The sequence below is a fragment of the Streptomyces sp. NBC_01116 genome (assembly GCF_041435495.1).
In the GTDB taxonomy this organism is placed as follows: Bacteria; Actinomycetota; Actinomycetes; order Streptomycetales; family Streptomycetaceae; genus Streptomyces.
Genome location: NZ_CP108644.1, coordinates 5771722 through 5798569 on the forward strand (window position 1 = coordinate 5771722; position 26848 = coordinate 5798569).

Annotated in this window: 22 protein-coding genes; 14 read left to right on the forward strand and 8 right to left on the reverse strand. The window is 73.2% G+C overall.

Annotated features, from left to right (window positions below; genetic code table 11):
• Positions 1-17 precede the first annotated feature (17 nt).
• Positions 18-2282 (reverse strand): DEAD/DEAH box helicase, encoded by a 2265-nt coding sequence (locus OG245_RS25545; protein ID WP_371625781.1) that lies wholly within the window; start codon positions 2280-2282, stop codon positions 18-20.
• A 450-nt stretch (positions 2283-2732) separates the two neighbouring features.
• Here OG245_RS25545 and OG245_RS25550 point away from each other — a divergent pair, with 450 nt between their 5' ends.
• The gene (locus OG245_RS25550; RefSeq protein WP_371625782.1) at positions 2733-3479 is read left to right on the forward strand and encodes a ferritin-like fold-containing protein; all 747 of its coding nucleotides are present in this window, start codon (positions 2733-2735) and stop codon (positions 3477-3479) included.
• 7 nt (positions 3480-3486) lie between these two features.
• On the opposite strand, the gene OG245_RS25555 is transcribed toward OG245_RS25550, so the two are convergent.
• The 4 genes from OG245_RS25555 to OG245_RS25570 all read right to left on the reverse strand — a co-directional run bounded on the left by OG245_RS25555 (position 3487) and on the right by OG245_RS25570 (position 5355).
• Positions 3487-3762: a hypothetical protein gene (locus tag OG245_RS25555; RefSeq protein ID WP_371625783.1), complete on the reverse strand. Its 276-nt coding sequence runs from the start codon at positions 3760-3762 to the stop codon at positions 3487-3489.
• A gap of 201 nt (positions 3763-3963) precedes the next feature.
• Positions 3964-4191, reverse strand: a complete 228-nt coding sequence (locus tag OG245_RS25560; protein WP_003966467.1) for a DUF3107 domain-containing protein — start codon at positions 4189-4191, stop codon at positions 3964-3966.
• Between the two features lie 139 nt (positions 4192-4330).
• Positions 4331-4972: a TetR/AcrR family transcriptional regulator gene (locus tag OG245_RS25565; protein ID WP_018956316.1), complete on the reverse strand. Its 642-nt coding sequence runs from the start codon at positions 4970-4972 to the stop codon at positions 4331-4333.
• 167 nt (positions 4973-5139) lie between these two features.
• Positions 5140-5355 carry a hypothetical protein gene (locus OG245_RS25570; RefSeq protein WP_371625784.1) on the reverse strand — a complete coding sequence of 72 codons (216 nt, stop codon included), beginning with the start codon at positions 5353-5355 and terminating at the stop codon, positions 5140-5142.
• 111 nt (positions 5356-5466) lie between these two features.
• Between OG245_RS25570 and OG245_RS25575 the strand changes: the two genes are divergently transcribed.
• From OG245_RS25575 to moeZ, 13 genes are all read left to right on the forward strand, one after another.
• The gene (locus tag OG245_RS25575; RefSeq protein ID WP_371625785.1) at positions 5467-6432 is read left to right on the forward strand and encodes an alpha/beta fold hydrolase; all 966 of its coding nucleotides are present in this window, start codon (positions 5467-5469) and stop codon (positions 6430-6432) included.
• 8 nt (positions 6433-6440) lie between these two features.
• A complete protein-coding gene (locus OG245_RS25580; RefSeq protein WP_371625786.1) occupies positions 6441-7862 on the forward strand; it encodes a DUF3152 domain-containing protein in 1422 nt (473 codons plus the stop codon).
• Between the two features lie 79 nt (positions 7863-7941).
• Positions 7942-8037, forward strand: coding sequence for an Ms4533A family Cys-rich leader peptide (locus OG245_RS25585; protein ID WP_316943073.1), 96 nt, complete (start codon positions 7942-7944; stop codon positions 8035-8037).
• Between the two features lie 238 nt (positions 8038-8275).
• A complete protein-coding gene (locus OG245_RS25590; RefSeq protein ID WP_371625787.1) occupies positions 8276-10000 on the forward strand; it encodes an ABC transporter substrate-binding protein in 1725 nt (574 codons plus the stop codon).
• 2 nt (positions 10001-10002) lie between these two features.
• Entirely contained in the window at positions 10003-10992 is a 990-nt protein-coding gene (locus tag OG245_RS25595; RefSeq protein WP_371625788.1) for an ABC transporter permease, read from the forward strand.
• Complete coding sequence (locus OG245_RS25600; RefSeq protein WP_371625789.1) at positions 10989-11978, forward strand: ABC transporter permease; 990 nt, start codon at positions 10989-10991, stop codon at positions 11976-11978. The genes OG245_RS25595 and OG245_RS25600 overlap by 4 nt, the downstream gene beginning before the upstream one ends.
• Positions 11975-13621, forward strand: coding sequence for a dipeptide ABC transporter ATP-binding protein (locus OG245_RS25605; protein ID WP_371625790.1), 1647 nt, complete (start codon positions 11975-11977; stop codon positions 13619-13621). Before OG245_RS25600 ends, OG245_RS25605 begins: the two co-directional genes overlap by 4 nt.
• A 190-nt stretch (positions 13622-13811) precedes the next feature.
• Complete coding sequence (locus tag OG245_RS25610) at positions 13812-15698, forward strand: DUF3492 domain-containing protein (protein WP_371625791.1); 1887 nt, start codon at positions 13812-13814, stop codon at positions 15696-15698.
• Positions 15695-15862, forward strand: coding sequence for a hypothetical protein (locus OG245_RS25615; protein ID WP_371625792.1), 168 nt, complete (start codon positions 15695-15697; stop codon positions 15860-15862). Before OG245_RS25610 ends, OG245_RS25615 begins: the two co-directional genes overlap by 4 nt.
• Positions 15859-17049 (forward strand): hypothetical protein, encoded by a 1191-nt coding sequence (locus tag OG245_RS25620; protein ID WP_371625793.1) that lies wholly within the window; start codon positions 15859-15861, stop codon positions 17047-17049. Before OG245_RS25615 ends, OG245_RS25620 begins: the two co-directional genes overlap by 4 nt.
• Before the next feature lie 221 nt (positions 17050-17270).
• On the forward strand, positions 17271-18236 hold the full coding sequence (locus OG245_RS25625) for an NAD-dependent epimerase/dehydratase family protein (RefSeq protein ID WP_371625794.1): 966 nt from the start codon (positions 17271-17273) through the stop codon (positions 18234-18236).
• Positions 18224-19111, forward strand: coding sequence for a spherulation-specific family 4 protein (locus OG245_RS25630; protein ID WP_371625795.1), 888 nt, complete (start codon positions 18224-18226; stop codon positions 19109-19111). Before OG245_RS25625 ends, OG245_RS25630 begins: the two co-directional genes overlap by 13 nt.
• A 99-nt stretch (positions 19112-19210) precedes the next feature.
• The gene (moeZ, locus tag OG245_RS25635; protein ID WP_103507873.1) at positions 19211-20389 is read left to right on the forward strand and encodes an adenylyltransferase/sulfurtransferase MoeZ; all 1179 of its coding nucleotides are present in this window, start codon (positions 19211-19213) and stop codon (positions 20387-20389) included.
• Between the two features lie 91 nt (positions 20390-20480).
• Here moeZ and OG245_RS25640 read toward each other — a convergent pair whose 3' ends face one another.
• The 3 genes from OG245_RS25640 to OG245_RS25650 all read right to left on the reverse strand — a co-directional run bounded on the left by OG245_RS25640 (position 20481) and on the right by OG245_RS25650 (position 26719).
• Positions 20481-22082, reverse strand: coding sequence for an alpha/beta hydrolase (locus tag OG245_RS25640; protein ID WP_371625796.1), 1602 nt, complete (start codon positions 22080-22082; stop codon positions 20481-20483).
• Between the two features lie 151 nt (positions 22083-22233).
• A complete protein-coding gene (locus tag OG245_RS25645; protein ID WP_371625797.1) occupies positions 22234-23826 on the reverse strand; it encodes an alpha/beta hydrolase in 1593 nt (530 codons plus the stop codon).
• Positions 23827-23920: 94 nt separating this feature from the next.
• Positions 23921-26719, reverse strand: coding sequence for a lysylphosphatidylglycerol synthase domain-containing protein (locus tag OG245_RS25650; protein WP_371625798.1), 2799 nt, complete (start codon positions 26717-26719; stop codon positions 23921-23923).
• Between the last annotated feature and the right edge of the window lie 129 nt (positions 26720-26848).

Here is a 26848-nt window from a genome sequence, read left to right on the forward strand (position 1 = left end):
CTGTGTCGCCGGGAGGGTCAGCCCTCGGTCGTCGCCGAGGCCGTGCCCGCCGGGCGGGTGGCGCGACGGCGGCGCGGCTTGGTCTCGGCGGCGGCCTCGCTCACCACGGCCTCGGCCTCGGAGACCACGGCGGCCTCCTGGGTCGCGGTCGAGGTGACGCTGCGGGTGGCGCGGCGGCGGCGCGGCTTGGCGTCCGCCTCGGCGGCCGGTGCCTCGACGGCGGGCTGCTCGGCGGCGACCGCCTTCGCGGTGGCCTTCTTCGCGGTGGCCTTCGAGGCGACCTTCGCGGTGATCTTCTCCTCGATCGCCGCGGGCTCCACGGTCTCCGCCTTCGCCCGGGACTTCGTCGTCCTGGCCGCCCGGGCCTTCGGCTCGGCCGACGTGACCGCGGCCTTCGGCTCCGACTTGGCCTTCGTCGTGGCGCGGGCCGGACGGCGACGCGTCTTCACCTCGGGCTCCGGCTCGGAGGCCGGGGCGATCTGGAAGTCGACCTCGTCGGCCGGCTTCACGATCCGGGTGCGGCGGCGCGGCTTGACGGCCTTCGGCTCGGCGACCGGCTCCGCGACACCCGCGGCGACGGCCACGGTCTGGAACTCGGCCGGGGCCGGTGCGGCCGGAGCCGCGGCGACGGGCGACGCCGTCTCCTCGGTCACCGGCTTCACGGCGGCACGGCTGCGACGACGACGCGGCTTGGCCTCCGGCGCGGTCTCCGCGACCGGCTCGGCCACGGGCGCCGCCTCGGTCACGGGCGCGGCCTCGGCCACCGGAGCGGGAACCACCGGAGCCTCGGCGACCGCCACGGCCGCCTCGGTGACGGCCTCGGGGGCGCTGACGCGGGTACGGCGGCGACGGCGCGGGGTGCGCGGCGCGTCCTCGGACGCCTCCGCGCCGGCCGGTGCGACCGCGGCGACCGGGGCGGTCTCCTTGGAGGGTGCGGGCACCGTCGCGGCGCCCTCCTCCGCAGCGGAGCCGCCACGGGTGCGGCGACGCTGACGCGGCGTACGGGTGCGGGGCTCGCGCTCCTCACGGGCGGGGGCCGGCGCGGCGGCCTTGCGGCCGCGGCCGCCGGTCTCGCCGAGGTCCTCGACCTCCTCCGCCCGCAGACCGGCACGGGTCCGGTCGGCGCGCGGCAGCACACCCTTGGTGCCCGCCGGGATGCCGAGCTCCTCGAAGAGGTGCGGCGAGGTGGAGTACGTCTCGGGCGGGTCCGGGAACTTCAGGTCCAGGGCCTTGTTGATCAGCTGCCAGCGCGGGATGTCGTCCCAGTCGACCAGCGTGATCGCGATGCCCTTGGCGCCCGCGCGGCCGGTGCGGCCGATGCGGTGGAGGTAGGTCTTCTCGTCCTCCGGCGACTGGTAGTTGATGACGTGGGTCACACCCTCGACATCGATACCGCGCGCGGCGACGTCGGTGCAGACCAGGACGTCGACCTTGCCGTTGCGGAAGGCGCGCAGCGCCTGCTCGCGGGCGCCCTGGCCGAGGTCGCCGTGGACCGCGCCGGAGGCGAAGCCGCGCTTCTCCAGCTGCTCGGCGATGTCGGCGGCCGTGCGCTTCGTACGGCAGAAGATCATCGCGAGCCCGCGGCCGTCGGCCTGGAGGATGCGGGAGAGCATCTCCGGCTTGTCCATGTTGTGGGCGCGGTAGACGTGCTGGACCGTGTTCTTCACGGTCGTGCCCTCGTCGTCGGGCGACGTGGCGTTGATGTGCGTCGGCTGCGACATGTAGCGGCGCGCGAGGCTGATGACGGCACCGGGCATGGTGGCCGAGAACAGCATCGTCTGACGCTTGGGCGGCAGCATCGTGATGATGCGCTCGACGTCGGGCAGGAAGCCCAGGTCCAGCATCTCGTCGGCCTCGTCGAGGACGAGCCCGCGGATGTGGGAGAGGTCGAGCTTGCGCTGGCCCGCCAGGTCCAGGAGACGGCCCGGGGTGCCGACGATCACGTCGACGCCCTTCTTGAGGGCCTCGACCTGGGGCTCGTACGCCCGGCCGCCGTAGATCGCGAGAACGCGGACGTTACGGACCTTGCCGGCCGTGAGCAGGTCGTTGGTGACCTGCTGGCACAGCTCGCGGGTGGGGACGACGACGAGCGCCTGCGGCGCGTCGGTCAGCTGCTCGGGCTTGGCGCGGCCCGCCTCGACGTCGGCGGGGACGGTCACGCGCTCCAGGAGCGGGAGACCGAAGCCGAGCGTCTTGCCGGTGCCGGTCTTGGCCTGGCCGATGACGTCGGAGCCGGAGAGGGCGACGGGGAGCGTCAGCTCCTGGATGGGGAAGGGGGACATGATGCCGACAGCCTCAAGGGCTTCGGCCGTCTCGGAAAGAATACCGAGGTCGCGGAACGTAGTCAGGGTGCTGCCTCTTCTGTGAGACGCGGTCCGAGGCGAACGCTGGGGGTCGTACCGTGCCGGGGTTGGTCATCCGGCCGTGGATGGGCCGGGTGGCGCGGGACCACTGCCGTCGCTCGAGCGCTCGTGCCGCTGAGGGGGCCCCTCATCTGCAGTCGTACGTGTCGTACGCACCGCGTGGAGGGCTGTCGGGTCGGAGCCGATCGGGCCACCGACCGGGCATCCTCATTCAAGGGCGCGCCCCTGGCACAGCACAGTGCTCAGTAAGCGCAATACCACTGTACCCCGGATTCGCGCATGTGTGTTGGACGAATTCATCGGAACGGTATGAGGCCCCCGGCTGACCAGGCCCTTCCGCCCTGCGCGGAGCGGGCTATCGTTCCGTTCATGGAGACGCCTGACCACGCCACTGAGACCCCCGCCGAAGCTGCCGCAGCCACCGGGATCGCCGCCCAGGACTGGGCCACCGCGGCAGCCGACCCGCAGTACCGCGCCGCGGTCGTGGACCTGCTCGGCGCCCTCGCCTACGGAGAGCTGGCGGCCTTCGAGCGGCTGGCCGAGGACGCGAAGCTCGCGCCGACCCTCGGCGACAAGGCGGAGCTGGCGAAGATGGCCACCGCCGAGTTCCACCACTTCGAGCAGTTGAGCCGGCGGCTCACCGCCGTGGACGAGGACCCCACCGCCGCGATGGAGCCGTTCGCCAAGGCGCTCGACGACTTCCACCGCCAGACGGCGCCGTCCGACTGGCTGGAGGGCCTGGTCAAGGCGTACGTCGGCGACTCGATCGCGAGCGACTTCTACCGCGAGGTCGCGGCCCGGCTGGACACCGACACCCGGTCCCTGGTCCTGTCCGTGCTCGACGACACGGGCCACGGGAACTTCGCCGTGGAGAAGGTGCGCGCCGCGATCGAGGCGGACCCGCGCCTCGGCGGACGGCTCGCGCTGTGGGCGCGCCGGCTGATGGGCGAGGCGCTGTCGCAGGCCCAGCGGGTGGTCGCCGACCGCGACGCCCTCTCGACGATGCTGGTGGGCGGCGTCGCGGACGGCTTCGACCTGGCCGAGGTGGGCCGGATGTTCTCCCGGATCACCGAGGCCCACACCAAGCGGATGGCCGCGCTGGGACTGGCCGCGTAACACCCCGCTACCGGGCCGCCGCCGCCGACCGGGTGAGGCGGCGGCCGCGTGGCCGGATCAGGAGCGACAGCGTCACCGCCCCGACGGACACGGCGCCGATCAGGGTCGCCAGGACATGGCCGGTACCCAGCGCGGCATGCGTCAGATACGCGCCGAACAGGGCGCCCAGCGCGCCGGTGGCATACACCGCACGGCCGGACGGCAGTCGGTCGGCCAGTGATCGGAGCGCCGCCCAGGACAGGGCGAGTCCGAGGACGGCGGCGCCGAAGGATTCCCAGATCACAGAGGATCACCTCGCGGGGGTGTGCGGGGCGGGCAAATCGGTCGTAGGCGGTACTACCCCCTGCCTGTGGGGAGCAACCCTCCAGCGGCCCCTTCCGACCCGTACGGGATCCGGCGCGGGCGGAGAGCCGCACACGACACAGGAGCGGCCCGGCGGGGATGTCCCCGCCGGGCCGCTCCTGTGATCAACGCGTCCGGTGGACTACAGCGTCCCGAACCCCACCCGCCGGGTGGTCGGCTCACCGATCTCCACATACGCGATCCGGTCGGCCGGCACCAGGACCTTGCGGCCCTTGTCGTCCGTGAGGCTGAGCAGCTCCGCCTTGCCGCCCAGTGCCGCGGCGACCGCGCTCTCGACGTCCTCGGCGGAAAGCCCGCTCTCCAGAACGATCTCGCGGGGCGTGTGCTGCACCCCGATCTTGACCTCCACGGCTATGTCCCTCCGACGGTCAGTCCCTGCGCGGCGAACCGCGCCGTACGCAGCCACATTAGCCCGGCGGGAGCGGAGGTCAGGGCCCGACCGGCAACGCCCGCAGCGAACACGGCGTCAGGCGTCCCCGCCGGAGGCCTCAGGTCTGCTCGGCGCCGTGCAGCGGGAAGCCCGCGATGCCCCGCCAGGCCAGCGAGGTGAGGAGTTGGACGGCCGTGTCGCGGGGGATGGTGGACCGGCTGGAGAGCCAGTAGCGCGCCACCACCTGGGAGACGCCGCCGAGGCCCACGGCCAGCAGCATGGACTCGTCCTTGGACAGGCCGGTGTCCCCGGCGATCACGTCGGAGATGGCCTCGGCGCACTGGAGGGACACCCGGTCGACCCGCTCGCGCACGGCGGGCTCGTTGGTCAGGTCGGACTCGAAGACCAGTCGGAACGCGCCGCCCTCGTCCTCCACGTACGCGAAATAGGCGTCCATCGTCGCCTCGACGCGCAGCTTGTTGTCCGTCGTCGAGGCCAGCGCCGTGCGCACGGCCTGGAGCAGCGACTCGCAGTGCTGGTCGAGAAGGGCCAGGTAGAGCTCCAGCTTTCCGGGGAAGTGCTGGTAGAGCACCGGCTTGCTGACTCCCGCCCGCTCGGCGATGTCGTCCATCGCGGCGGAGTGGTAGCCCTGCGCGACGAAGACCTCCTGTGCGGCGCCCAGCAGCTGATTGCGTCGGGCGCGGCGGGGAAGGCGTGTACCCCGCGGGCGCGCCGCCTCTGTCTGCTCGATGGCTGTCACGCCGCCTCCCAAATATGTGTTCCAGCACAGCCGGTCCGTGCGCACTGCGCCGTACAGCCATCGTACTTTTGGGTAACCCGGCTGTGCGCGGCGCGGACGCAGAATTTCATGGACCGGACGGCTGTGGAAGCCACAGTTCTCCCTGGTCGCGAGCAAAACGGGGCGTATTACCGGTAATCGTCCTCATCCAAGGGAATCACCCTGCGCTGTTCCGCCACATCGGCCTCATTGGCGGTGTCCGGATCGACGCTCTCCGCCCGTTCGTCGTCCTCGGGCCGGACGTCCGCCCGCTGCTCGGCGGCGTCCGCCTCCGGGGCCTCGGGCCCCGGCTGTTCCGGTCCGGCGTTCTCGAAGGTGTCCGGGTCGCTCGGGTCGACCGTCATGTGCAGCTCCCTTCCTTCCCCTGAAGCGTAGGAGCTACCCGTCCACCCCGCGATGCGGCCTGTGACGGCGAACACATGAATGAGGGCGTGATCGTCTCGTAACATTGCCGCATGTCTTCGACCGAGCTGCCGGGTGTCCAGGCCGCCGCCGCCGCGGTGGCCCCCACGGTCAGCGCCGTCCGGGTCGCCGAGGGCGAACGACTGCGCTCCGTGTCACTGCCGGGGATCGGCCTGAACATCCGCTGCCGGCCGGGCGACCGGACGGGACTGCCCCCCGCGCTGTACGTGCACGGGCTCGGCGGCTCGTCGCAGAACTGGTCCGCGCTGATGCCGCTGCTGTCCGGCCTGGTCGACGGCGAGGCGGTCGACCTGCCCGGATTCGGGGACTCGCCGCCGCCGGACGACGGCAACTACTCGGTGACCGGACACGCCCGTGCGGTGATCCGGCTGCTGGACGCGGAGGAGCGGGGGCCTGTGCACCTGTTCGGCAATTCGCTGGGCGGCGCCGTCGCCACCCGGGTCGCCGCCGTCCGCCCCGACCTGGTGCGCACCCTCACCCTGATCTCGCCCGCCCTGCCGGAGTGGCGGGTGCAGCGCCCCGCCCTCCCGACCGGACTCCTGGCGGTGCCGGGCGTCGCGTCCCTGTTCGCCCGGCTCACGAAGGGCTGGACGGCGGAGCAGCGGACGCGCGGAGTCATGGCACTCTGTTATGGCGATCCGGCACGGGTCTCCGACGAAGCCTTCCGCAACGCGGTGGCCGAGATGGAGCGACGGCTGGAGCTGCCGTACTTCTGGGACGCGATGACGCGTTCGGCCCGGGGCATCGTCGATGCGTACACCCTGGGCGGCCAGCACGGACTGTGGCGCCAGGCCGAGCGGGTGCTCGCACCGACCCAGCTCGTGTACGGCGGACGGGACCAGCTCGTCTCGTACCGGATGGCACGCAGGGCGTCCGCGGCCTTCCGCGACGCCCGGCTGCTGACGCTGCCCGACGCGGGGCACGTGGCGATGATGGAGTACCCGGAGGCGGTCGCCCAGGCGTTCCGGGAACTGCTGGACGATTGCGGCGGGAGCTGATCCAGGGCGTGGGACGACACAGTCGAAAGGGCTCCGGGGCGATCCGCCCGGACGCGGCGGCGGCGGAACCGGGCGGCGAGCGCGCCGCGGCGAGGCCCGCGCCCGGCGGCGGCCGACGCAGGCGGACCGCTCCCGCGCCGACCGGTGACGGGCCGGGCCCGTTCTCCTCCGACGCCCCGCAGGTCCGCGGCGGCCACCCCGAACAGCGTGAGCAGGGCGGCGGCTGGGGCGCGGGCCCCGTATCCCGCCTCGGCCAGGGGCCCGGCGCTCCCCGTCCGCATCCGCCCCACCAGCACCCGGGCCCGCACGCCGGTCCGGACCACCGCTCCGCCGACGCCCGGCCGGATTCCGCCGGCGCCGCCGGACCCCAGGACGCCGCCCGGCAGCGGGCCGTGGCCCGCCAGGTGTCCGCCCAGCGTGCGGCCCAGCGCGCCGCGGACGGCCGGGCGACCCGGCAGGCGGCGCCCCCCGGCGCCCCGGTGCCGGGCCCGCGCCGGGAGTTCGTGGACGCCTTCGACACCGACGCCCCGCCGGCCGGGACCCCGGACGGCGTGGACGGCGCAGAGACCGACCCCGAGGCCGGGGAGCCGGACGAACGCGCCGCGGCCCGGGGCTCCAAGGGGCGGACGTTCACCGGCATCGCCGCAGCCGCGGTGACCACCGTGCTCGCGGTCGTGGTGGCCGGACAGGTCGCCGAGGACTCCGGCGGCCGTACGGCCGCCGCGCGCGCCGCCGACGTGGAGCGGCAGGGCCCGGGCGAGGAGGCCTCCCGCTCCGACGCCCGTCCGACCCCGAACCGGCCCTCGGTCGAGCCCGAGGTCAAGCCCCTCTCGTACGCGGCCAAGATGGCGCAGCCGTTTCCGCTCGCCGCGGACCTGAAGGCGAGCGGCACGTTCGAGGCGGTGCCCGGTCTGGCGAAGGCCCCCGGGAAGGGGCAGAAGCACCGCTACCGCATCGACGTGGAGAAGGGTCTCGGCCTGGACGCCGGCCTGTTCGCCGAAGCCGTGCAGAAGACGCTCAACGACGACCGGAGCTGGGCGCACAACGGAGCGATGACCTTCGAGCGCATCTCCTCGGGGACCCCGGACTTCGTGATCACGCTCGCCAGCCCCGGGACGACCGGCGACTGGTGCGCCAAATCCGGTCTGGACACCACGATCGACAACGTCTCCTGCGATTCCGCCGCGACGGACCGCGTGATGATCAACGCCTATCGCTGGGCGCAGGGCGCCGCCACCTTCGGCCCGAAGGAACTGCTGGCCTACCGTCAGATGCTCATCAATCACGAGGTCGGTCACCGGCTGGGCCACAACCATGTGAGCTGCCGCACTCCCGGGGCCCTGGCTCCGGTCATGCAGCAGCAGACCAAGACCCTGGAACTCGAAGGCATCAAGTGCAGGGCCAACCCCTGGGTGCACCCCGAGAGTTGATCTCCGCGCGTCCGTATGGTGAGACGGCCGTCTTGTTCCGCTTTGACAGCGGTCGAGGCGGTCGTTCATATTTCTCGGCATGTCGCGCAGCCCCGCACCTTCCGAGATCGCCGCCCTTGAGCTGGCGCTTCTCGGCGTGACCGGGCACTGCGTAGCCGACGTTCTCTGTCGCTGACGCTGTCCGAGCGCGCGTCGGCCCTTTTTCTATTTTCCCGTGAGCCTTTTCGGTTCCGGTGGGCCCCATTGACCGCCGCGCCCGGACGCATTCCGTCCGCAGGCGCGGCTTCTCCTTTTCCCGTTCCCCGATGACGGGGTCCGTTCGCGTTCGTCCTTCTCGCCGCTGCCTGCGCGGATTCGCCTTTTCGCTTTCCTCCGCTTCCTCCGCCCGCAGTGCTCCGAGAGGTCTCTTTCCGATGCGTCAACCGTCCGTCATATCCCGCCGCGTGGCAGCCTCCACCGCGGTTCTCGTCCTGGCCGCGGGAGTCGCGGCCTGCGGTCCCGAGGACACCAAGAGCGCCGCCGGCGCCTCCGGTGCCGATGGCAAGCCGCGGCAGGGCGGCACCCTCACCGTCCTGAACAGCAACCCGCAGCAGGACTTCGACCCCGCCCGGCTCTACACCTCCGGCGGCGGCAACGTCCCCTCCCTCGTCTTCCGCACCCTCACCACCCGCAACCGCGAGGACGGGGCCGAGGGCGCGAAGGTCGTCCCCGACCTGGCCACCGACCTGGGCACGCCCAGCAAGGACGCCACGGTGTGGACGTACACCCTCAAGGACGGCCTGAAGTACGAGGACGGCACCGCGATCACCTCCGCCGACATCAAGTACGGCATCGAGCGCTCCTTCGCCGCCGAACTCTCCGGCGGCGCCCCCTACCTGCGGGACTGGCTGATCGGCGGGGCCGACTACCAGGGCCCGTACAAGGACAAGAAGGGCCTCGACTCCATCGAGGTGCCCGACGAGAAGACGATCGTCTTCCGCCTCAACAAGCCCGAGGGCGAGTTCCCCTTCCTCGCCACCCAGACCCAGACCACCCCGGTGCCGCAGGCCAAGGACACCGGCACCACGTACGAGGAGCACCCCGTCTCCTCGGGCCCGTACAAGGTCGTCACCAACGAGAACGACGGTGAGCGGATCGTCCTGGAGCGCAACCCGCACTGGTCGGCGAAGACCGACGCGGAGCGCAAGGCCTACCCCGACCGGATCGACGTCCGCTCCGGACTCGACTCCGCCGTCATCAACCAGCGGCTCTCCGCCTCCCAGGGCCCGGACGCCACCGCCGTCACCACCGACACCAACCTCGGCCCGGCCGAACTCGCCAAGGTCGGCAGCGACAAGAAGCTCGCCGCCCGCGTCGGCACCGGCCACTTCGGCTACACCAACTACATCGCCTTCAACCCGAAGGTGAAGCCCTTCGACGACCCGAAGGTGCGCCAGGCGATCTCGTACGCCGTCGACCGCACCTCGATCGTCAACGCGGCGGGCGGCTCCTCGCTCGCCGAACCCGCGACCACCTTCCTGCCCGAGCGGGACTCCTTCGGCCACACCCCCTACGACCACTTCCCGGCCGGGAGGACGGGCGACGCCGAGAAGGCGAAGGAACTGCTGAAAGAAGCCGGGCACGACAAGGGCCTGACCGTCACTCTCACCCACTCCAACGACAAGGACTTCGAGACCAGCCCCGAGATCGCCACCGCGATCCAGGCCGCGCTCAAGAAGGCCGGGATCACCGTGAAGCTCCAGGGCCTGGAGAGCAACGACTACTCCGAGACCATCCACAGCGCGAAGAAGGAGCCCGGCTTCTTCCTCGCCCACTGGGGAGCCGACTGGCCCTCCGGCGGCCCCTTCCTCGCCCCGATCTTCGACGGCCGCCAGATCGTGGAGGACGGCGCCAACTTCAACACCGGCTTCCTGAACGACCCCGCGGTCAACAAGGAGATCGACGAGATCAACAAGATCACCGACCTGAAGGCCGCCGCCGCCCGCTGGGGCGCGCTCGACGCGAAGATCGGCGAGGAGGCCCTGACCGTGCCGCTCTTCCACCCGGTCTACAAGCGGCTGTACGGCGAGGACGTCAAGAACATCGTCATCAGCGACTGGACCGGCGTCCTCGACGTCTCCCAGGTCGCGGTCAAGTAGCCATGTCCGAAGCACTTCCGGTCCGGGAGGCGGGGGCGGCGCGGGCCGTCGCCCCCGCCTCCGGGGCCCGGCTGTTCCGGCAGAGGCTGCGCGCCCAGCGCGCCGCCTCCGCCGCGGCCCTCGTCGTCCTCCTGCTCGTCCTGGTCGCGCTCGCCGCACCGCTGCTCACCGCACTGGCGGGCCAGGACCCCAACACCTACCACCCCGACCTCGTCGACTCGGCGGCCGGCGGCGTCCCCATCGGCTCCTTCGGCGGCATCAGCGGCGAGCACTGGCTCGGCGTCGAACCGGGCACCGGCCGCGACCTGTTCGCCCGGATCGTGTACGGGGCCCGGGTCTCGCTCGGCGTCGCCCTCGTCGCCACCGTCCTGCAGATCGCCCTCGGCCTGGTCATCGGGCTCGCCGCCGCGCTCGGCAGCCGCCGGGTCGACCAGCTCCTCGGCCGGATCACCGACATCAACGTGGCCCTGCCGGTCATGGTGATCGCCCTGGCACTCCTGGCGATCGTGCCCGAGTCCTTCCCCCGCCCGGTCCTGATCGCCCTGGTCATCGGCGGCATCGGCTGGTCCGGTACGTCGAAGATCGTGCGGGCGCAGGCGCTCGCCCTGAAGTCCCTCGACTTCGTCGCGGCGGCCCGGCTCACCGGGCGCGGGAAGTGGTCCATCGCCCGCCGTGAACTACTGCCCTCGCTCGCCGCGCCGGTCATCACCTACGCGGCCCTGGCCTTTCCCACCAACATCGTCGTCGAGGCGGCCCTGTCCTTCCTCGGCGTCGGCATCAAGCCGCCCACCCCGTCCTGGGGGCAGATGCTCACCGAGGCCGACACCTGGTACCAGGCGGCCCCGACGTACCTCCTGATCCCCGCCGGACTCCTCTTCGTCACCGTCCTCGCGCTCACCGTCCTCGGCGAGGGCGTGCGCACCGCACTCGACCCGCGCGCCGCCTCCCGCCTGGGCGTCGGCACCGGTACGGCCAAGGAGGGCGCGGCATGACCGGCTTCCTGCTCCGGCGGCTCGGCGGGGCGGCCCTCGTGCTGCTCGCCCTCACCGCGATCCTCTACGCGATCTTCTACGTGGCCCCCGGCGACGTCGCCCAGATCGCCTGCGGCCCCCGCTGCTCGCCCGCCCAGGTCGCCCAGGTCACCGAGCAACTGCGCCTGGACGACCCGGTGTACGTGCAGTACGCGCACTTCCTCCAGGGCATCGTCGCCGGGCGCGACTTCTCCACCGGGACCGGTACCGAGCACTGCGCGATGCCCTGCCTCGGCGTCTCGTACCAGTCCGACCAGCAGGTCACCCAGCTGATCCTGGCGAAGCTCCCGGTCACCGGCTCCCTGGTGGTCGGCGCGTTCGCCGGCTGGCTGCTCCTCGGCGTCGGCACCGGCGTGCTCTCCGCCTGGCGGCGCGGCCGGCTCACCGAACGGGTGCTGACCTGGCTGACCCTGGCCGGCTCCGCCACCCCCGTCTTCGTCATCGGGCTGCTGCTCATCATCGTGTTCTGCTCCACCCTCCAATGGCTGCCCGCACCCTCGTACGTCCCGTTCACCGAGAACCCCGAACAGTGGGCCTGGGGGCTGCTGCTGCCCTGGACGTCGCTGGCGCTCATCGAGTCCGCCAAGTACGCCCGCCTCACCCGCAGCGCCATGCTGGAGACCCTCGCCGAGGACCACGTGCGCACCTTTCGCGCGTACGGGGTCGGCGAGCGGGCCATCATCCGACGGCACGCGCTCCGGGGCGCGGTCGCCCCCGTCATCGCCCTGAGCGCGCTGGACTTCGGCTCGATGTTCGGCGGTGCTGTGCTCACCGAGTCCCTCTTCGGCATCCCCGGCATCGGGCGCGAGCTGGTCCACGCGGTCAAGGTCGTCGACCTGCCCGTCGTGGTCGGCATGGTGCTGGTGACCGGGTTCTTCGTCGTCCTCGCCAACGCCGTCGCGGACCTGCTGTACGCGCTGGCCGACCGACGGGTGGTCCTGTCATGACAACGCGCGAGCCCCTGGTCGAGGTCCGTGGCCTCACGGTCGACTTCGGCCCCGTCCGGGCCGTCGACGGGCTCTCCTTCACCCTGGCGGCGGGCGGCGCGCTCGGCGTGGTGGGGGAGTCGGGCTCCGGCAAGAGCGCCTCCGCCTACGCCCTGCTCGGCCTCCACCGGGGAACCGGCGCCCGGGTCGGCGGGAGCGTCCGCGTCGCCGGCCGGGACGTGAACACGGCCGACGACCGTGAACTGCGGGCGCTGCGGGGCGCGGGGGCCGCCATGGTCTTCCAGGACCCGCTGTCCTCGCTCGACCCGTACTACCCGGTCGGCGACCAGATCGCCGAGGTGTACCGGGTCCACCGCCCCGTCTCCCGCAGGGCCGCCCGCGCCCGCGCCGTCGAGGTGCTCGACCGGGTCGGCATCCCGGACGCGGCCCGCCGCTCCCGGCTGCGCCCGCACGAGTTCTCCGGCGGCATGCGGCAACGGGCCCTCATCGCGATGGCGCTCGCCTGCGAACCGGGCCTGCTGATCGCGGACGAGCCGACCACCGCCCTCGACGTCACCGTGCAGGCCCAGATCCTGGACCTGCTGCACGATCTGCGCCACGAGACGGGCATGGGGCTCCTGCTGGTCACCCATGACGTGGGCGTGGCGGCGGAGAGCGTGGACGAGGTGCTGGTGATGCGGCACGGCAAGGAGGTGGAACGCGGCCCGGTCGCCCGGGTCCTCGGCGCGCCGCGCGAGCCGTACACCCAGGAGCTGCTGGCCGCCGTACCGCGCGTGGAGACCCGCAGGGTGCTCCCGGCACCGGCGCCGCCCGCCGCGGAGGAGGTCGCACCCCTGCTCGAAGCCGTCGGCCTGCGGCGCGAGTTCGGCCGGGGGAGCGGGCGGGTAGCCGCCGTGGACGGGGTCTCGCTCACCGTGCACGCCGGGCGCACGCTCGGCATCGTCGGCGAGAGCGGCAGCGGCAAGACCACCCTGGGCCGGATGCTGGTCCGCCTGCTCGACCCGACGGCGGGCCGCCTCCGGTACGGGGGCAGGGAGATCGGCTCGCTGCCGGAGAAAGAGCTGCGGTCCTTCCGCCGCGACCTCCAGATGGTCTTCCAGGACCCGGTCGCCTCCCTCAACCCCCGCCGCTCGGTCGGGGAGTCCGTCGCCGACCCGCTGCGGGCCGCCGGGGAGGGCGACGAGGGCCGGATCCGGGACCGGGTCGGCGAACTGCTGGAGCGCGTCGGGCTCGACCCGGGCCACTACGGGCGCTACCCGCACGAGTTCAGCGGCGGACAGCGCCAGCGCGTCGGGATCGCCCGCGCGCTGGCCGCGGAACCGAAGCTGATCGTCTGCGACGAACCGGTCTCCGCGCTGGACGTCACCACCCAGGCCCAGGTCGTCGGCCTGCTCTCGGAGCTCCAGCGGGAGCTGGGCATCGGCCTGGTCTTCATCGCCCACGACCTCGCCGTGGTCCGGCAGGTCAGCGACGAGGTCGCGGTGATGCGCCGGGGCGTGATCGTCGAGCAGGGCAGCGCCGACGCGGTCTACGGAGACCCCCGGGACCCGTACACCCGCCAACTGCTGGCCGCCGTGCCCGCCCTCGATCCCGGGCTCGCGGCGGCCCGCCGGACCGCCCGCAAGGAGCTGGCCCGGGCCTGACCCTCCGTGACAACCGACCGCTGTATCGCGACGGAACGCGACCGGGGCGGGAAAGTTACGACGGTTCACCCCTTTCGGTGGCGCGATGGACAACCGTCCGTCGCGCCACCGGCGTATCCGCTTACGGTCGTCCCGCTGCGAGTGGCCGTTTCAACGGCGGCCGCCCACAAGGGAGATCGGGGGTGTATTCGTGCGGATCGGACTGCTCACCGACGGTGGCTATCCGTATGCGACCGGTGAATCCAGACTCTGGTGCGACCGGCTGGTGCGCGGGCTGCCGCAACACGAGTTCGACCTGTTCGCCCTGAGCCGCTCCGCCCACCAGGAGGACCAGGGCTGGGTACGGCTGCCGCCCCAGGTCAGCCGGGTGCGCACCGCGCCGCTGTGGACCCCCGAGGACGGCACCCTGCGCGGCAGCGGCGAACGCGGCCTGCTGGCCCGGCTGGTGACCGGGGGCGAACAGTCCTACGGGCGGCGCGACCGCAGGCGCTTCACCGACCGCCTCACCGCCCTCGCCACCGCGATCTGCACCCCCGACGAGGCCGGTACGGAAGCGGGCGAGGGACCCGGCGCGCAGCTGTTCGCCGAAGGGCTCTACGGCCTCGCCGAGCTGGCCCGCGAACGCGGCGGACTCCATCTCGCCCTGCGCTCCGAGGGCACCGTGCGGATCCTGGAGGCGGTCTCCCGCGCCCGCGGCACCGGTCGCACCGTGCAGAACGCCACCGTCCCCGACCTCCTGGCCTTCGCCGCCGAGCTGGAACGCGCGCTGCGCCCGCTCTCGCTGGACTGGTACGACCAGGAGAGCCTCGGCGCGGTCGACCTCTGCCATGCGGCGTCCGGCGGGGCGGCCGCCCTCCCGGGGCTCCTGGCCAAACGCTTCTTCGGGGTGCCGCTGCTGGTCACCGAGCACGGCGTCCCGCTGCGCGCGCACTACCTGTCCGCCGCCGACTCCCCGTACGGCACCCCGGTGCGCGCCCTCCTCGCCGGATTCCACGGCCGCCTCGCCACCGAGGTCTACCGGCAGGCCGCGATCGTCACCCCCGGCAACACCCACGTCCGCCGCTGGCAGCGGCGCTGCGGAGCGGACCCCGCCCAGCAGCGCACGGTCTACCCGGGCATGGCGGCCGAGCGCTTCGGCCGGGTCGGCGAGGACGCCGAACGCCTCGGCGCGGCCGGCGAGGACGACGGCGCGGGCGGCCCCGGCACCCTGGTCTGGGTCGGCCGGATCGAGCCCTCCAAGGACCTGATCGCCCTCCTCCACGCCTTCGCCGAGGTCCGCCGCGCCGAGCCCGGCGCCCGGCTGCGCGTCTTCGGCGCCCCGGCGGACGGCGAGGAGGCCGCCACCTACCTCGCCCACTGCGAGGCCCTGGCCGCCCAGCTCTTCCCCGACGAGGCCACCGGCGCGCACACCGAGGGCGTCGGCCCGGTCACCTTCGAGGAGATCGGCGGCCCCGAGATCCCCGGCCTCGCCGAGGCCTACGCGGCGGGCGGCGTCATCGTGCTGTCCAGCGTCGTCGAGGGCTTCCCGGTCAGCCTCGTCGAAGCCATGTTCTGCGGCCGGGCCACCGTCTCCACCGACGTGGGCGCGGTCGTCGAAGTCATCGGCGGCACCGGCCTGGTGGTGCCCCCGCGCAATCCCAAGGCGCTCGCCGACGCCTGCGTCGCGCTGCTGCGCGACCCCGAGCGTCGAGCACGACTGGGGGCCGCCGCAAGGGCCCGCGCCCTCGAACTCTTCACCGTCGAACAGAACCTCGCGGCATTTCGCGGCATTTACCTGGAGCTGATCTCGCACACACCGGTGCGCCGCGAGGCCGACACGGTGGACGCCCACGGTGCCCCGCTGCCCTTCGCCACCCCGCCCGAAGCACGCCTCCTCGGCCACTGGACCCGGCCCGGGCCGCACCTGCGGCCGCAGCCGGACCCGGACCGGGCAGCCGCCGTGCCGTGCCGGGCAGCCGAGCCCGGGGCCCGGCTGCCGGACCGGCCCGGCGGGCCCGAGCCGCAGCACACGCGGCGGCCGGAGCCCGAGGGCGTCTGCGCGGTCGCGGCCGGACCGGCGGGAGACGGCGATGCGTGACCACCCGACCCCGCGCGGACCGGCTCCGCACGGACCACCTCTGCATGGACCGGTCCTCCATGGACCGGTCCTCCCTCGGCCGAGCTTCCACGAACCGGGCCTCCCCGCGCACGGAGACCACCCCGGCCCCGGAGGCCGCCCCGACCACGGAGACCACCCGATGACCCGTCCGGACGATCCGGCGCCCCCCGCCGCCGCCCCGGAACGCCCCGTGTCCGGCCCGCCGCGCCCCGCGGAGATCCGGCCCCGCGCCACGGCGCGCCGGGCGCCGGGGGCCACCGCCCGCCGGGGCCCGGCCGACCCGGTGAAGTCCCTCCTCCACGCCCACCGCGACCTGTGCGCACGGGCTGTGGACCCGCTGGAGATCGCCGCCGGGCTGGAAGCGCACGGCCTCACCGACCGCACCGCCACCCGCTACCGCCACCGGGACGTCTTCGCCCTCGCCGAGGAGCTGTACGCCCGTATGCCGCCCCGTGCGCCGGACCCCGGCGCGGGCCCGCCCCCGGGCCCCGGACCCGACACCGACGCACGGGCCGCCTGGACGCTCCTCGCCCTGCTCCCCGGAGCCGCGTGCCTGGCGACCGCCGGGGTGCTCCGGGTCACCGAGGACGTCCTCGGTGACGGGACGCGGGCCCTCGTCACCGTCGTCGGCGCCGTCCTGGCCTGCCTGGCGCTCCGGGCGTGCCTGGGCCGCGGCCCCCTGCGGGCCCCCGAAGGGGCGGGCCCCGCCGGGATGTACGGCTGCTGGCTGCTGAGCTACGCGGTGTACGGCGAGGAACTGCTCGCCCAGGTCATGACCGGTGGCCCCGACGGTCCGTGGGACGGCACCCCCGCCCCGCTGCTCGGCCTCGCCGCCGCCGTCGCCCCGGCCGCGTGGTGCGCCCACCTCTTCACCGTCCACGCCCACCGCAAGCTGACCGGCAGCCGCGCCCTGGAGGAGTTCGGCGCGGGCGTACGCCCCCTGCTCCTGGCGGCCGTCACCCTCTTCCTCGGCGCGTTGCTGCCCCTGCTGCACCTGGCCGGCCTCGGCCTCGGCGGAGGCGGCACGCCCGTCGCGGCCGCCGCCCTCGGGGTGCTGTTCTTCGTGGCCCGGCTGCTCGCCGCGCACGGACAGCCCGAGCCGGGCACCGTCGCGCTCGCCGCCGCCTGCGCCGTCGAGGCCGGCGCCCCGGCCCTCGTCCTCGCCGCCCGGCTCCCCGGACTCGAACCCCTCGCCCGGCCCGTGAACGCCCTCGTCTCGGCGGGCGGGACCGGAGCCGTGCCCGCCCTCGCCTGCGGCGGGGCCGCGGCAGGCCTGCTGCTGTACGCGGCCTTCGCGCTCTCCCGGGCCTCCGCCCACACCCGGACCTGAGGCGGGCCCCACCGACGTACCACCGCACGACCCACCGCACGTCCCACCTCCGCACCACTTCCGACCACCGCTGAAAGCGCTCCACCCGCTCCACCGCACCACTCCCGCGGGGCCGACGCCGCGGGCCGCCAGGCACCGTACGAACAGAACGAGGAGAAACCCGCCATGACCCCCCAATCCCCCGCACCGGCAGTCAGCCGTCGGCACCGAGGCGGTGCGCGATGAGGGTGCTGCTGCTCGGAGCCAACGGATTCCTCGGCCGCTTCGTCGCCGACCGTCTGCTGGCCGACCCGGCCGTCCACCTCACGGCGCTCGGCCGCGGCGACGACGCCGACGTCCGGTTCGACCTCGCGGGCGGCAGCCCCGGGGCGCTCACCCGCTTCCTGGACGCCGTCCACCCCGGAGTCGTCGTCAACTGCGCGGGCGCCACGCGCGGCGGGGCCCGCGATCTCACCCGGCACAACACCGTCGCCGTCGCCACCGTCTGCGAGGCGCTGCGCCGCAGCGGCTGCGGGGCGCGGCTCGTCCAGGTCGGCTGTGCCTCGGAGTACGGGCCCTCGCAGCCCGGGTCCTCCACCGCCGAGGACGCGGTCCCGCGCCCCGGCGGCCCGTACGGCGTCAGCAAGCTCGCCGCGACCGAACTGGTCCTCGGCTCCGGCCTCGACGCCGTCGTCCTGCGGGTCTTCTCGCCCGTCGGGCCCGGCACCCCGGCCGGCTCCCCGCTCGGCCGGCTCGCCGAGGCGATGCGCCGGGCCATGCAGTCCGGCGACGGCGAGCTGAAGCTCAGCGGCCTCGGCGTGCAGCGGGACTTCGTCGACGTACGGGACGTGGCGCGGGCCGTCCACGCCGCCTCGCTCTCCGCCGCCCAGGGCGTCGTCAACATCGGCACCGGGCGGGCCGTCCGCCTGCGTGACGCCGCCTCCGTCCTGGCGAGAGTCGCCGGGTACGCGGGCGCGCTCCACGAGTTGGACACGCCCCCCGCGCGCCTGCCCATCGGTGCCCCGCGCACCTCCGCCGAATCCGTCATGGAGCACCTCTCCGCCACCCCGTCGCCCTATCCCGACGGCTGCGGAGCCTGGCAGCAGGCCGACGTCCGCACCGCGCGGGACCGGCTCGGCTGGCGGCCCCGGATCAATCTGGAGGAATCCCTCGCGGACATCTGGATGGAGGCCGCGTGCCGCATTTGACTGCTTTTGCCGCCGCCCGCCGCACCGCGGGCGGCGAACAGCTCGGCTTCGGCGTCCCCGGCTACGCCCACCCCCTGCTCGCCCCCGCCGAATGGGCCGAGCTGGTCCGCCCCGGCACGCCGCTGCACTGGGCCGTCCTCAACATCGCGGACGGCCCCGGCTCCCGGCCCGACCCGCACTGCCTGGAGGCGGCGGGCAGGCTGCGCAACGCCCGCGAACGGGCCCTGCACGGCTGCTCCCCGGACGACGCCGTCCGGGCCTCCGGCGGCAGGCTGCTCGGCCATCTCGACCTGGCCCGGGGCGAGCGGCCGTTCGAGGAGCTGATCGCGGACGCCCGGTCCTTCATCGACTGGTACCGGATCAGCGGCTTCTACCTCGCCCGGTGTCCCACCGAGCGGGCCGGGCTGCCGGCCGTGCGCCGGCTCACCGGTACGCTCCACGCCCTGCTGGCGGAGAGCGACAGCGCCGACGACGGGGGCCGCCTGGTGCTGGGCCACGGCACTCACCCGTATCCGGGGTACGCGGAGGCGGCGGACCAGCTGGTCACCTTCCAGGGCCCCTGGACCGACTACCGCTGGTCACAGGTGGCCGAGTGGACCGCCGACTATCCGCCGGAGCGGTTCGCCCACTTCGTCCACGGGGTGCCGCGCACCCATCTGGAGGAGGCCATGCGCATCGCCCGCTGGCAGGGCGCCGGGACGATCTTCTTCACCGACCGGACCGACCGGACCGACCGGACCGACCGGACCGACCGGACCGACCGGACCGACCGGACCGACCTGGACGAGCGAAGCGGACAAAGCGACCCATTCGCCGCGCTGCCCAGGTACTGGGACGAAATCGTCTCGCGGATCGGACCGGGTATCTCGGAATGAGAAGGGGCGTGGCAGTGTTACGGGGAGAACAACCGTACGTAGTCGACCGTAAGAAGCCGGTCTACGTAGAATCCGACCACCTGCATTGTTGAGGTTCCTGTGTCGCTGCCACCCCTGGTCGAGCCAGCTGCTGAGCTCACCGTCGACGAGGTCCGCAGGTACTCCCGCCACCTGATCATCCCGGATGTCGGGATGGACGGACAGAAGCGCCTGAAGAACGCCAAGGTGCTGTGTGTCGGCGCCGGCGGCCTCGGCTCGCCGGCCCTGATGTACCTGGCCGCGGCCGGTGTCGGCACGCTCGGCATCGTGGAGTTCGACGAGGTCGACGAGTCGAACCTGCAGCGCCAGATCATCCACAGCCAGGCCGACATCGGCCGGTCCAAGGCGGAGTCCGCCAAGGACTCGGTGCTGGGCATCAATCCGTACGTCAACGTGGTCCTTCACGAAGAGCGGCTCGAAGCCGAGAACGTGATGGAGATCTTCGCGCAGTACGACCTGATCGTGGACGGCACGGACAACTTCGCCACCCGCTATCTCGTCAACGACGCCGCGGTGCTGCTGAACAAGCCGTACGTCTGGGGCTCGATCTACCGCTTCGACGGCCAGGCCTCCGTGTTCTGGTCCGAGCACGGGCCCTGCTACCGCTGCCTCTACCCCGAGCCCCCGCCGCCGGGCATGGTCCCCTCCTGCGCCGAGGGCGGCGTGCTGGGCGTGCTCTGCGCGTCCGTCGGCTCCATCCAGGTCACCGAGGCCATCAAGCTGCTCGCCGGGGTCGGCGACCCGCTGGTCGGCCGCCTGATGATCTACGACGCCCTGGAGATGCAGTACCGCCAGGTCAAGGTCCGCAAGGACCCCGACTGCGCGGTCTGCGGCGAGAACCCCACCGTCACCGAGCTCATCGACTACGAGGCCTTCTGCGGCGTCGTGTCCGAGGAGGCGCAGGAGGCGGCGCTCGGCGCGACGATCACTCCCAAGCAGCTCAAGGAGTGGATCGACGGCGACGAGAAGATCGAGATCATCGACGTCCGCGAGAAGAACGAGTACGAGATCGTCTCGATCCCCGGCGCGAAGCTGATCCCGAAGAACGAGTTCCTCATGGGCACCGCCCTCCAGGACCTCCCGCAGGACCGGCGCATCGTCCTGCACTGCAAGACGGGCGTCCGCAGCGCCGAGGTCCTCGCGGTCCTCAAGTCCGCGGGCTTCGCCGACGCGGTGCACGTCGGCGGCGGCGTGATCGGCTGGGTCAACCAGATCGAGCCGGAGAAGCCGGTCTACTAGAGCGTTCCGTACCGCAGCCGTACGTACGGAAGGGGCCGGTCCGCGCACGCGCGGGCCGGTCCCTTCCGCGTGCCCGGACTCCCGGGCCCTCCTACGAACAGGTCGTGCCGTCCTCCGGGACCTTCCCGTCCAGGAAATAGGCGTCGGTCGTCGAGGTCACGCAGTCGTTGCCGCCGTAGGCCCCGTGCCCCTCGCCCTTGTTGGTCAGCAGGATGCCGACGCCCTCGCCCAGCTCGTCCGCCATCCGCCGCGCCCCCTCGTACGGGGTCGCCGGGTCGCCGGTCGTCCCGACGACCAGGATCGGGCCCGCACCCGGCGCGCTGGTCTCCGGCGTCTCGTTCTCCCCCTCGACCGGCCACTGGGCGCACCAGCCCGCGGTGTCCCAGGCCAGGAACGGGCCGAAGACCGGTGACAGCTTCCGGAACTCCGGCAGCAGCGCACGGGCCTCGTCCACGGTGGGACGGGACGTGGAGTCGGCGCAGGAGATCGCCCGCTGGGAGTGGCTCTGGGTGTCGTAACGCCCCTGCCCGTCGCGGCCGTTGTACGAGTCGGCGAGCCGGAGCAGGCCGGTGCCCGTGCCGTTGTTCTCCGCCTCGTCGAGCGCGGCCGTCAGGGCGGGCCAGCTCGACTCGGAGTAGAGCGGGGCGACGATGCCGGTGATGGCGAGCGACTCGCTCAGCTCGCGGCCCGAGTCGGTCGGCAGCGGGCTCCGGTCGATGCGGGCCAGCAGCCGGGCGATGCGCTCGGAGCCCGCCTCCGGGTCCTGGCCGCGGTCCTTGAGGTAGTTCTCCAGGGCGCGCTGGAAGCCCGTGGTCTGGTTCCGGGCGTGCCCGGTCCCGTCGGCCGTCGGGTCGACGACCGCGTCCAGCACGGTGCGTCCCACCCGGTGCGGGAAGAGGTGCGCGTAGGTACCGCCCAGCTCCGTACCGTAGGAGAAGCCGAAGTAGGACAGCTTCTCGTCGCCCAGGACCTCGCGGATCAGGTCCAGGTCGCGGGCGGCGGCGACCGTGCCGACGTGTGGCAGGACCGCGCCCGAGCGGCGCTCGCAGCCGGCGCCGAAGTCGGCGGCGTCCTCGATGAACGCGGCCTCCTCCGCCGCCGTGTCCGGAGTCGCGTCGACGCTCCGGTGGGCCTGCTCCTGCTCCTTGTCGGTGCGGCAGCGCACCCCGGAGCTGGCCCAGACCCCACGCGGATCGAAACTCACCAGGTCGTAGCGGGAGTTGAGCTTCGCGTACGCGTCGGCCGAGCGAGGCAGCGCCCCGACGCCGGATCCGCCGGGCCCGCCGAAGTTGAACAGCAGCGAACCGAGCCGACGCCCCTTGTCGCGGGCCTGCTTGCGGACCAGCGCGACGGAGAGCGTCTCGCCCGACGGCTCCGCGTAGTCCAGCGGTACGTCCACACGCGCGCAACGCCAGGCGGAACCGGGGGCCTCGCCGCCCCGCGGGGCCGGACAGCGCTTCCAGTCGAGGCGCTGCGAGGTGAGGGAGGAGGGCGGCTCCGGCACCCCGGGGGAGTCCTGGAGGCCGGTCGGCGTGGGCGCGGGCGCGGCGGAGGCGTCGCCGGGGCGGCCGTCGGCGGGCTCGCTCGCCTCCGGCTCCGAGCTCGACAGGCCGCAGCCGGCGAGCAGTCCGGCCGCGAGGAGAGCCGCTCCTGTCCTGACGGCGGCCCGCTGGGCACGACGGTGCGCACACATGATCCGGCTTCCTTCCCCTGGGCGGGGCGTCAGGTCGGTCAGGGTCGGGTCCGCGACGCCCTCTGGCCCGAAGCCGGTGGTGACACCTCGGGCGGCAGTGATGTGCGGCCATGCTAACCGCCGTACATGACAAGGGAGTCGGGGGCCGCTGTCACCCGCAGACGGCGCCGGACTTCGGCACCGTACCGTTCAACAGATAGCCGTCGACCGCTCGTTGCACACACGCGTCCTTGCTGTTGTACGCCCCGTGTCCCTCGCCCTCGTAGGTCAGCTCGACGCCGACGCCCTCGCCCAGCTTCTCCACCATCGCCTTCGCGCCCGCGTACGGGGTCGCCGGGTCACCGGTGTTGCCGATGACCAGGATCGGGTCGGAGCCGGGGGCAGCGACGTCCGGGGTCTTCCAGGCGCCCGCCACCGGCCAGCCGGTGCAGCTCATCAGGCCCCAGCCCAGATAGTCCCCGAACAGCGGGGACGCCTTGCGGAACGCGGGCAGCGCAGCCTTCGTCTGCTCCAGGGAGAACCGCTGCTCGTTGTCCGCGCAGTTGATGGAGATGTTGGCGGCGTTGGAGTTGTCGTACCGCCCGTCCTCCGCGCGGCCGTTCAGCGAATCGGCCAGCGCGAGGAGCAGCCCGCCGTTTCCGCCGCCCGCCTCGTCCAGTCCCTGTTCCAGCAGCGGCCACGTCTCCTTGGAGTAGAGCGCGGACGCGATGCCGGTGGTGGCGAGCGTCTGCGTCAGCGCCCGGTCGCCGAGCCCGTCGATCGGCTCCTCCTCCAGCTCGGCCAGCAGATCGGCGATGCCCTGCTCGACCTCCTGCTGGGTGGCTCCGGGCAGCGCGCATTCGTCGCGTTCCGCGCAGTCCTTCGTGAAGTTGTCCAGGGCCAGCTGGAAGCCCTGGGCCTGGCCGATGGAGGACTGCTCGGCGTCCTTCGTGGGGTCGACGACCGCGTCGAACACCGCCCGGCCGACCTTGTCCGGGAAGAGGTGGGCGTAGACGCCGCCCAGCTCCGTGCCGTACGAGATGCCGAAGTAGTGCAGCTTGTCGTCGCCCAGCACCGTGCGCATCAGGTCCATGTCGCGGGCGGCGTTCGTCGTGCCCACGAAGGGGAGTTCGGAGCCGGAGTTCTCCTCGCAGTCCGCGATGAAGTCCTTCTGCCCCTGGACGAACTGCTTCTCCTCGGCCGCGTCGTCCGGGGTGGAGTCCTCCTGGTAGAAGGCGTCGAGCTGGGCGTCGTCCGCGCACTCGACGCCCTCGCTGCGACCGACCCCGCGCGGGTCGAAGCTCACCAGGTCGTACCGGGTGCGGAGCTTGTCGTACTCGGTGCCGAACGCGGGCAGCGTCGCGACGCCGGACGCGCCGGGCCCGCCGAAGTTGAACACCAGCGAGCCGATCCGCCGCTTCTGCTCCTTGGCCCTGCCCCGCACCAGCGCCAGCTCGATCGTGCGGCCGTCCGGCTCCGCGTAGTCGAGGGGCACGTCCATGAAGGAGCACTCCCACACCACGCCGCCGGGCAGCGGGGACGGTGACTCGCCCCCGCCCTGGGCCGAGTTCGGAGGCGGACACGGGGACCAGTCGAGCTGCTGCGACGCCAGGTCCTCGGGGGTGGAGGACGGCGAGGCGGTCGAGGCCCCGGTGGGGGTCGAGCCTCCCTCCCCGTCACCGTCGTCCGAACAGGCGGCCAGCGGCAGCAGCACGGTGGCGGTGGCGGCGAGGGCGGCGGCACGCAGAGCGGGGGAAGTCCTCATGCCCCCATCGTGCGGCGGGGCGCCGGGGAGCGCGGCCGGGCGCGGTCCATGCGGGTGGCGGAAGGCCCGCAGCCGCCGCCGCGCCCCGGCTCGGCTACAGCTCGCCCTTGCGGGTGAGCTGGTTGAAGCAGATCCACCCCGGCAGCACCGGCAGCCACAGCGTCATCACGCGGTACAGCAGGACCGCGGGCGCCGCGACCTCCGCCGGCAGGCCGACCGCGATCAGGCCCAGCGTCAGCGCACCCTCGACCGCGCCCATCCCGCCCGGCGTCGGGGCCGCCGAGCCGATCGCGTTCCCCGCCAGGAAGACCACCGCGATGCTCGCGTAGCTCAGCTGGGGGACGCCCGGGCCGCTGAACGCCCGGATCGAGGCGTCCAGGCAGAGCACGAACAGACCGGTCAGCAGCAGCATGCCGCTGATGCCGGTGAGCAGCTTCTGCGGCCGCTGCACCACGTCCAGCATGCGCGGCACGACCCCCGCGAACAGCGAGCGCACCCGGGTCACCACGAACTTCCGCAGGAACGGGATCGCCGTCACCACCAGCACCAGCACCGCGACCGTCAGCAGACCGGCGATCACCGTCCGGGACGGGGTCAGCGAGTCCGGGGTCCGCTCCGTGCCGGTGAGATAGCCGAACAGCGCCAGCAGCATGATGTGGGCGCCGAGCCCGAAGAGCTGCGAGGCCCCGACGCTCGCCACCGCGAGCCCGGGGCGCACCCCGGCGCGCTGGAGGAAGCGGGTGTTCAGCGCCACGCCCCCGATGGCGGCCGGCGCGACGATCTTCACGAAGGAGCCGGCCACCTGCGCCTGCACCGTCTTGCGGAACGGCACCCGCTCCGGCACGAAGCCCAGCAGGCTCATCGCCGCCGCCACGTAGCTCAGCGCCGAGAATCCGAGGGCGGCCGCCACCCAGCCCCACTCCGCCTGCTCCACGACCACCCCGAAGTTGGCCTGGGTGACCTGCGAGATCAGGAAGTACGCGGCGATGGCCCCGGCGATGAAGCTGAACAGGGTGCGCGGTTTGATGCGCTCCAGGCGGACCGGTTCGACCGGGGCCTGCGGGCGGATCAGCAGCACCTGACGGCGGATCTGGGCGAGCAGATCCTCCTCGCGGGCCTCCTCCAGCGCGTCGTCGATGGCGCGCTTCTCGGCCTGCTTCTCGGTCCGCAGCGACTTGCGCTCCGCCTTCTGCTCGGCCTTCGGGTCCGCGCCGTGATCCGGGAGAGCACCCCCGGCGGATTCCGCGGCGGCCTGCGCCTTCGCCTGCTTGGCCGCCTGCGAGGCCTCCACCACCGCCTCCCGCTCACGCTGCGAACGCTCGCGGGCGATCCGGCGCAGCGTCGCCCGGGTGGAGCGGCTCAGCGCGATCGGCTGGAGCAGCGGCAGGCAGTCCGCCACCGCGTCCGGGCCGAGCACGGCCAGCGCCCCGGCGACCGACCGCTCGGCCCCCACCCGCAGCCCCAGCGTGGTCAGCAGCTGGGCCACGTCCATCCGCAGCACCAGATCACCGGCGGCGATCTCGCCGCCGCGCAGATCCGTCACGAACGCCCGGCCGGAACGGTCCACCAGGAGCGCGTCGCCGGTCAGCCTGCGGTGCGCGATCCGCCGTGACTGGAGGGCCTTCACCTGACGCCAGGTGCCGCGCACCAGATCGTCGGTGATCTCCTCGTCCTCCATCGAGTCCAGCGTCCGGCCGCCGATGTGCTCGTAGACGAGCATCACCGCGTCGGGGCCCAGCTCCGAGGTGGCGATCAGCTTGGGCGCGTTCGCCCCGGCGGCGATGGCCGCGTACGCGAGCAGCGCCTCCTGCTCCAGCGCCTGGCGCAGCGACTGGATCGAGCGCCGCTGGGTGATCCCGCGCAGCGTGAGCCGCCGCCAGGCCCGGTAGAAGAACCCCTGGGCCTGCTGTTCCCGGTCGACGACGGTGACGTCCAGCGGGGGACCGTCCTCCAGGGTGACCAGATAGCGCCGCCCCCGGTCGTTCTGGTCGGCGTGGTCCGGTGCGTCCTCGGTGCGCATCGCCGCGACCGGGTGGAAGCCCACGTGCCGCAGACCGGCCATCAGGTGCTGGCCGGTGGGGCGGACGTTCGGCGAGCCGACCGCGTACAGCGTCCCGTACGCCACGGACCAGCCGATCAGCACGGTGAGGATGATCGAGAACGGGGTGGTGTACCCGCCGACGAGCATCGCGAACGCGTCGAGCAGCAGCACCACCCACAGCACCACGCGCCAGCGCGGCCGCCGTGCCATCCCGACCGCCGTCATGTACGCGATGACCGGTGCGAGATAGCCGTGCACCGGGTCGGTCAGCCCGCCGGCCGTCTGCGGCTGGGTCAGCGCGTCCTGGATGGTGCCGGGCGCGGACCGAGAGACCCAGAGGTCGGTGGCGAGCGTCACTCCGTGGGCGAGCACGGCGGCGAGCACGCCGTCCGCGATGCGCAGTCCGTCGCGTTTGATGAGGCGTTCGATGGCGAAGGCGACCGGCACCAGCAGCACGGCGATGCTGGACACCAGACCGGCGATCTTGATCAACAGATCGGGCGCCTGCTCGGTGCCCTTGGAGATGTCGTCCTCCAGGCCGGTGGTGGTGCCCTGGGCGAACGCGGCGATCGAGAACAGCACCGCGATCGCGAGCACCCCGATGAGCAGCCGCATCAGGTCGGAGGGCCGGTGCACCCGGGCGGGGAGCAGCGGCTCGTCGCCGGAGACGCGGTCGGTCAGGGCGGCTTCGGCCGAGGCCGGCGTCGAGCCGGCCAGATGTCCGGTGGTGGACGTCGTGGGGCCGTCGGCCAGGGGGGCTCCGGTGGCGGAGCGGGCTGCTCGGGAGGGTTCGGGATCACCCTGCGGGCGCTCCCCGGCATCGGAGGCGTCCGCCGCCTTCGGTGGCTGCACGCCCTGCTCCTTCGTCGCCTCTGGTTCGTCTTCGTGTTCTGGTATCACCGGTCACCGCCCGCATGATGGTGGCACGGCCCGTAGACGGAGGAGGGCATCAGGGTGCATCGCACGGGCGCGGGAAGCGCA

Coding starts and splice junctions, on each gene's coding strand:
- OG245_RS25545 (WP_371625781.1), bottom strand. CDS start 2,282: ATGTCCCCCTTCCCCATCCAGGAGCTGACGCTCCCCGTCGCCCTCTCC.
- OG245_RS25550 (WP_371625782.1), top strand. CDS start 2,733: ATGGAGACGCCTGACCACGCCACTGAGACCCCCGCCGAAGCTGCCGCA.
- OG245_RS25570 (WP_371625784.1), bottom strand. CDS start 5,355: ATGACGGTCGACCCGAGCGACCCGGACACCTTCGAGAACGCCGGACCG.
- OG245_RS25575 (WP_371625785.1), top strand. CDS start 5,467: ATGTCTTCGACCGAGCTGCCGGGTGTCCAGGCCGCCGCCGCCGCGGTG.
- OG245_RS25585 (WP_316943073.1), top strand. CDS start 7,942: ATGTCGCGCAGCCCCGCACCTTCCGAGATCGCCGCCCTTGAGCTGGCG.
- OG245_RS25590 (WP_371625787.1), top strand. CDS start 8,276: ATGCGTCAACCGTCCGTCATATCCCGCCGCGTGGCAGCCTCCACCGCG.
- OG245_RS25595 (WP_371625788.1), top strand. CDS start 10,003: ATGTCCGAAGCACTTCCGGTCCGGGAGGCGGGGGCGGCGCGGGCCGTC.
- OG245_RS25600 (WP_371625789.1), top strand. CDS start 10,989: ATGACCGGCTTCCTGCTCCGGCGGCTCGGCGGGGCGGCCCTCGTGCTG.
- OG245_RS25605 (WP_371625790.1), top strand. CDS start 11,975: ATGACAACGCGCGAGCCCCTGGTCGAGGTCCGTGGCCTCACGGTCGAC.
- OG245_RS25620 (WP_371625793.1), top strand. CDS start 15,859: ATGACCCGTCCGGACGATCCGGCGCCCCCCGCCGCCGCCCCGGAACGC.
- OG245_RS25625 (WP_371625794.1), top strand. CDS start 17,271: ATGAGGGTGCTGCTGCTCGGAGCCAACGGATTCCTCGGCCGCTTCGTC.
- OG245_RS25640 (WP_371625796.1), bottom strand. CDS start 22,082: ATGTGTGCGCACCGTCGTGCCCAGCGGGCCGCCGTCAGGACAGGAGCG.
- OG245_RS25645 (WP_371625797.1), bottom strand. CDS start 23,826: ATGAGGACTTCCCCCGCTCTGCGTGCCGCCGCCCTCGCCGCCACCGCC.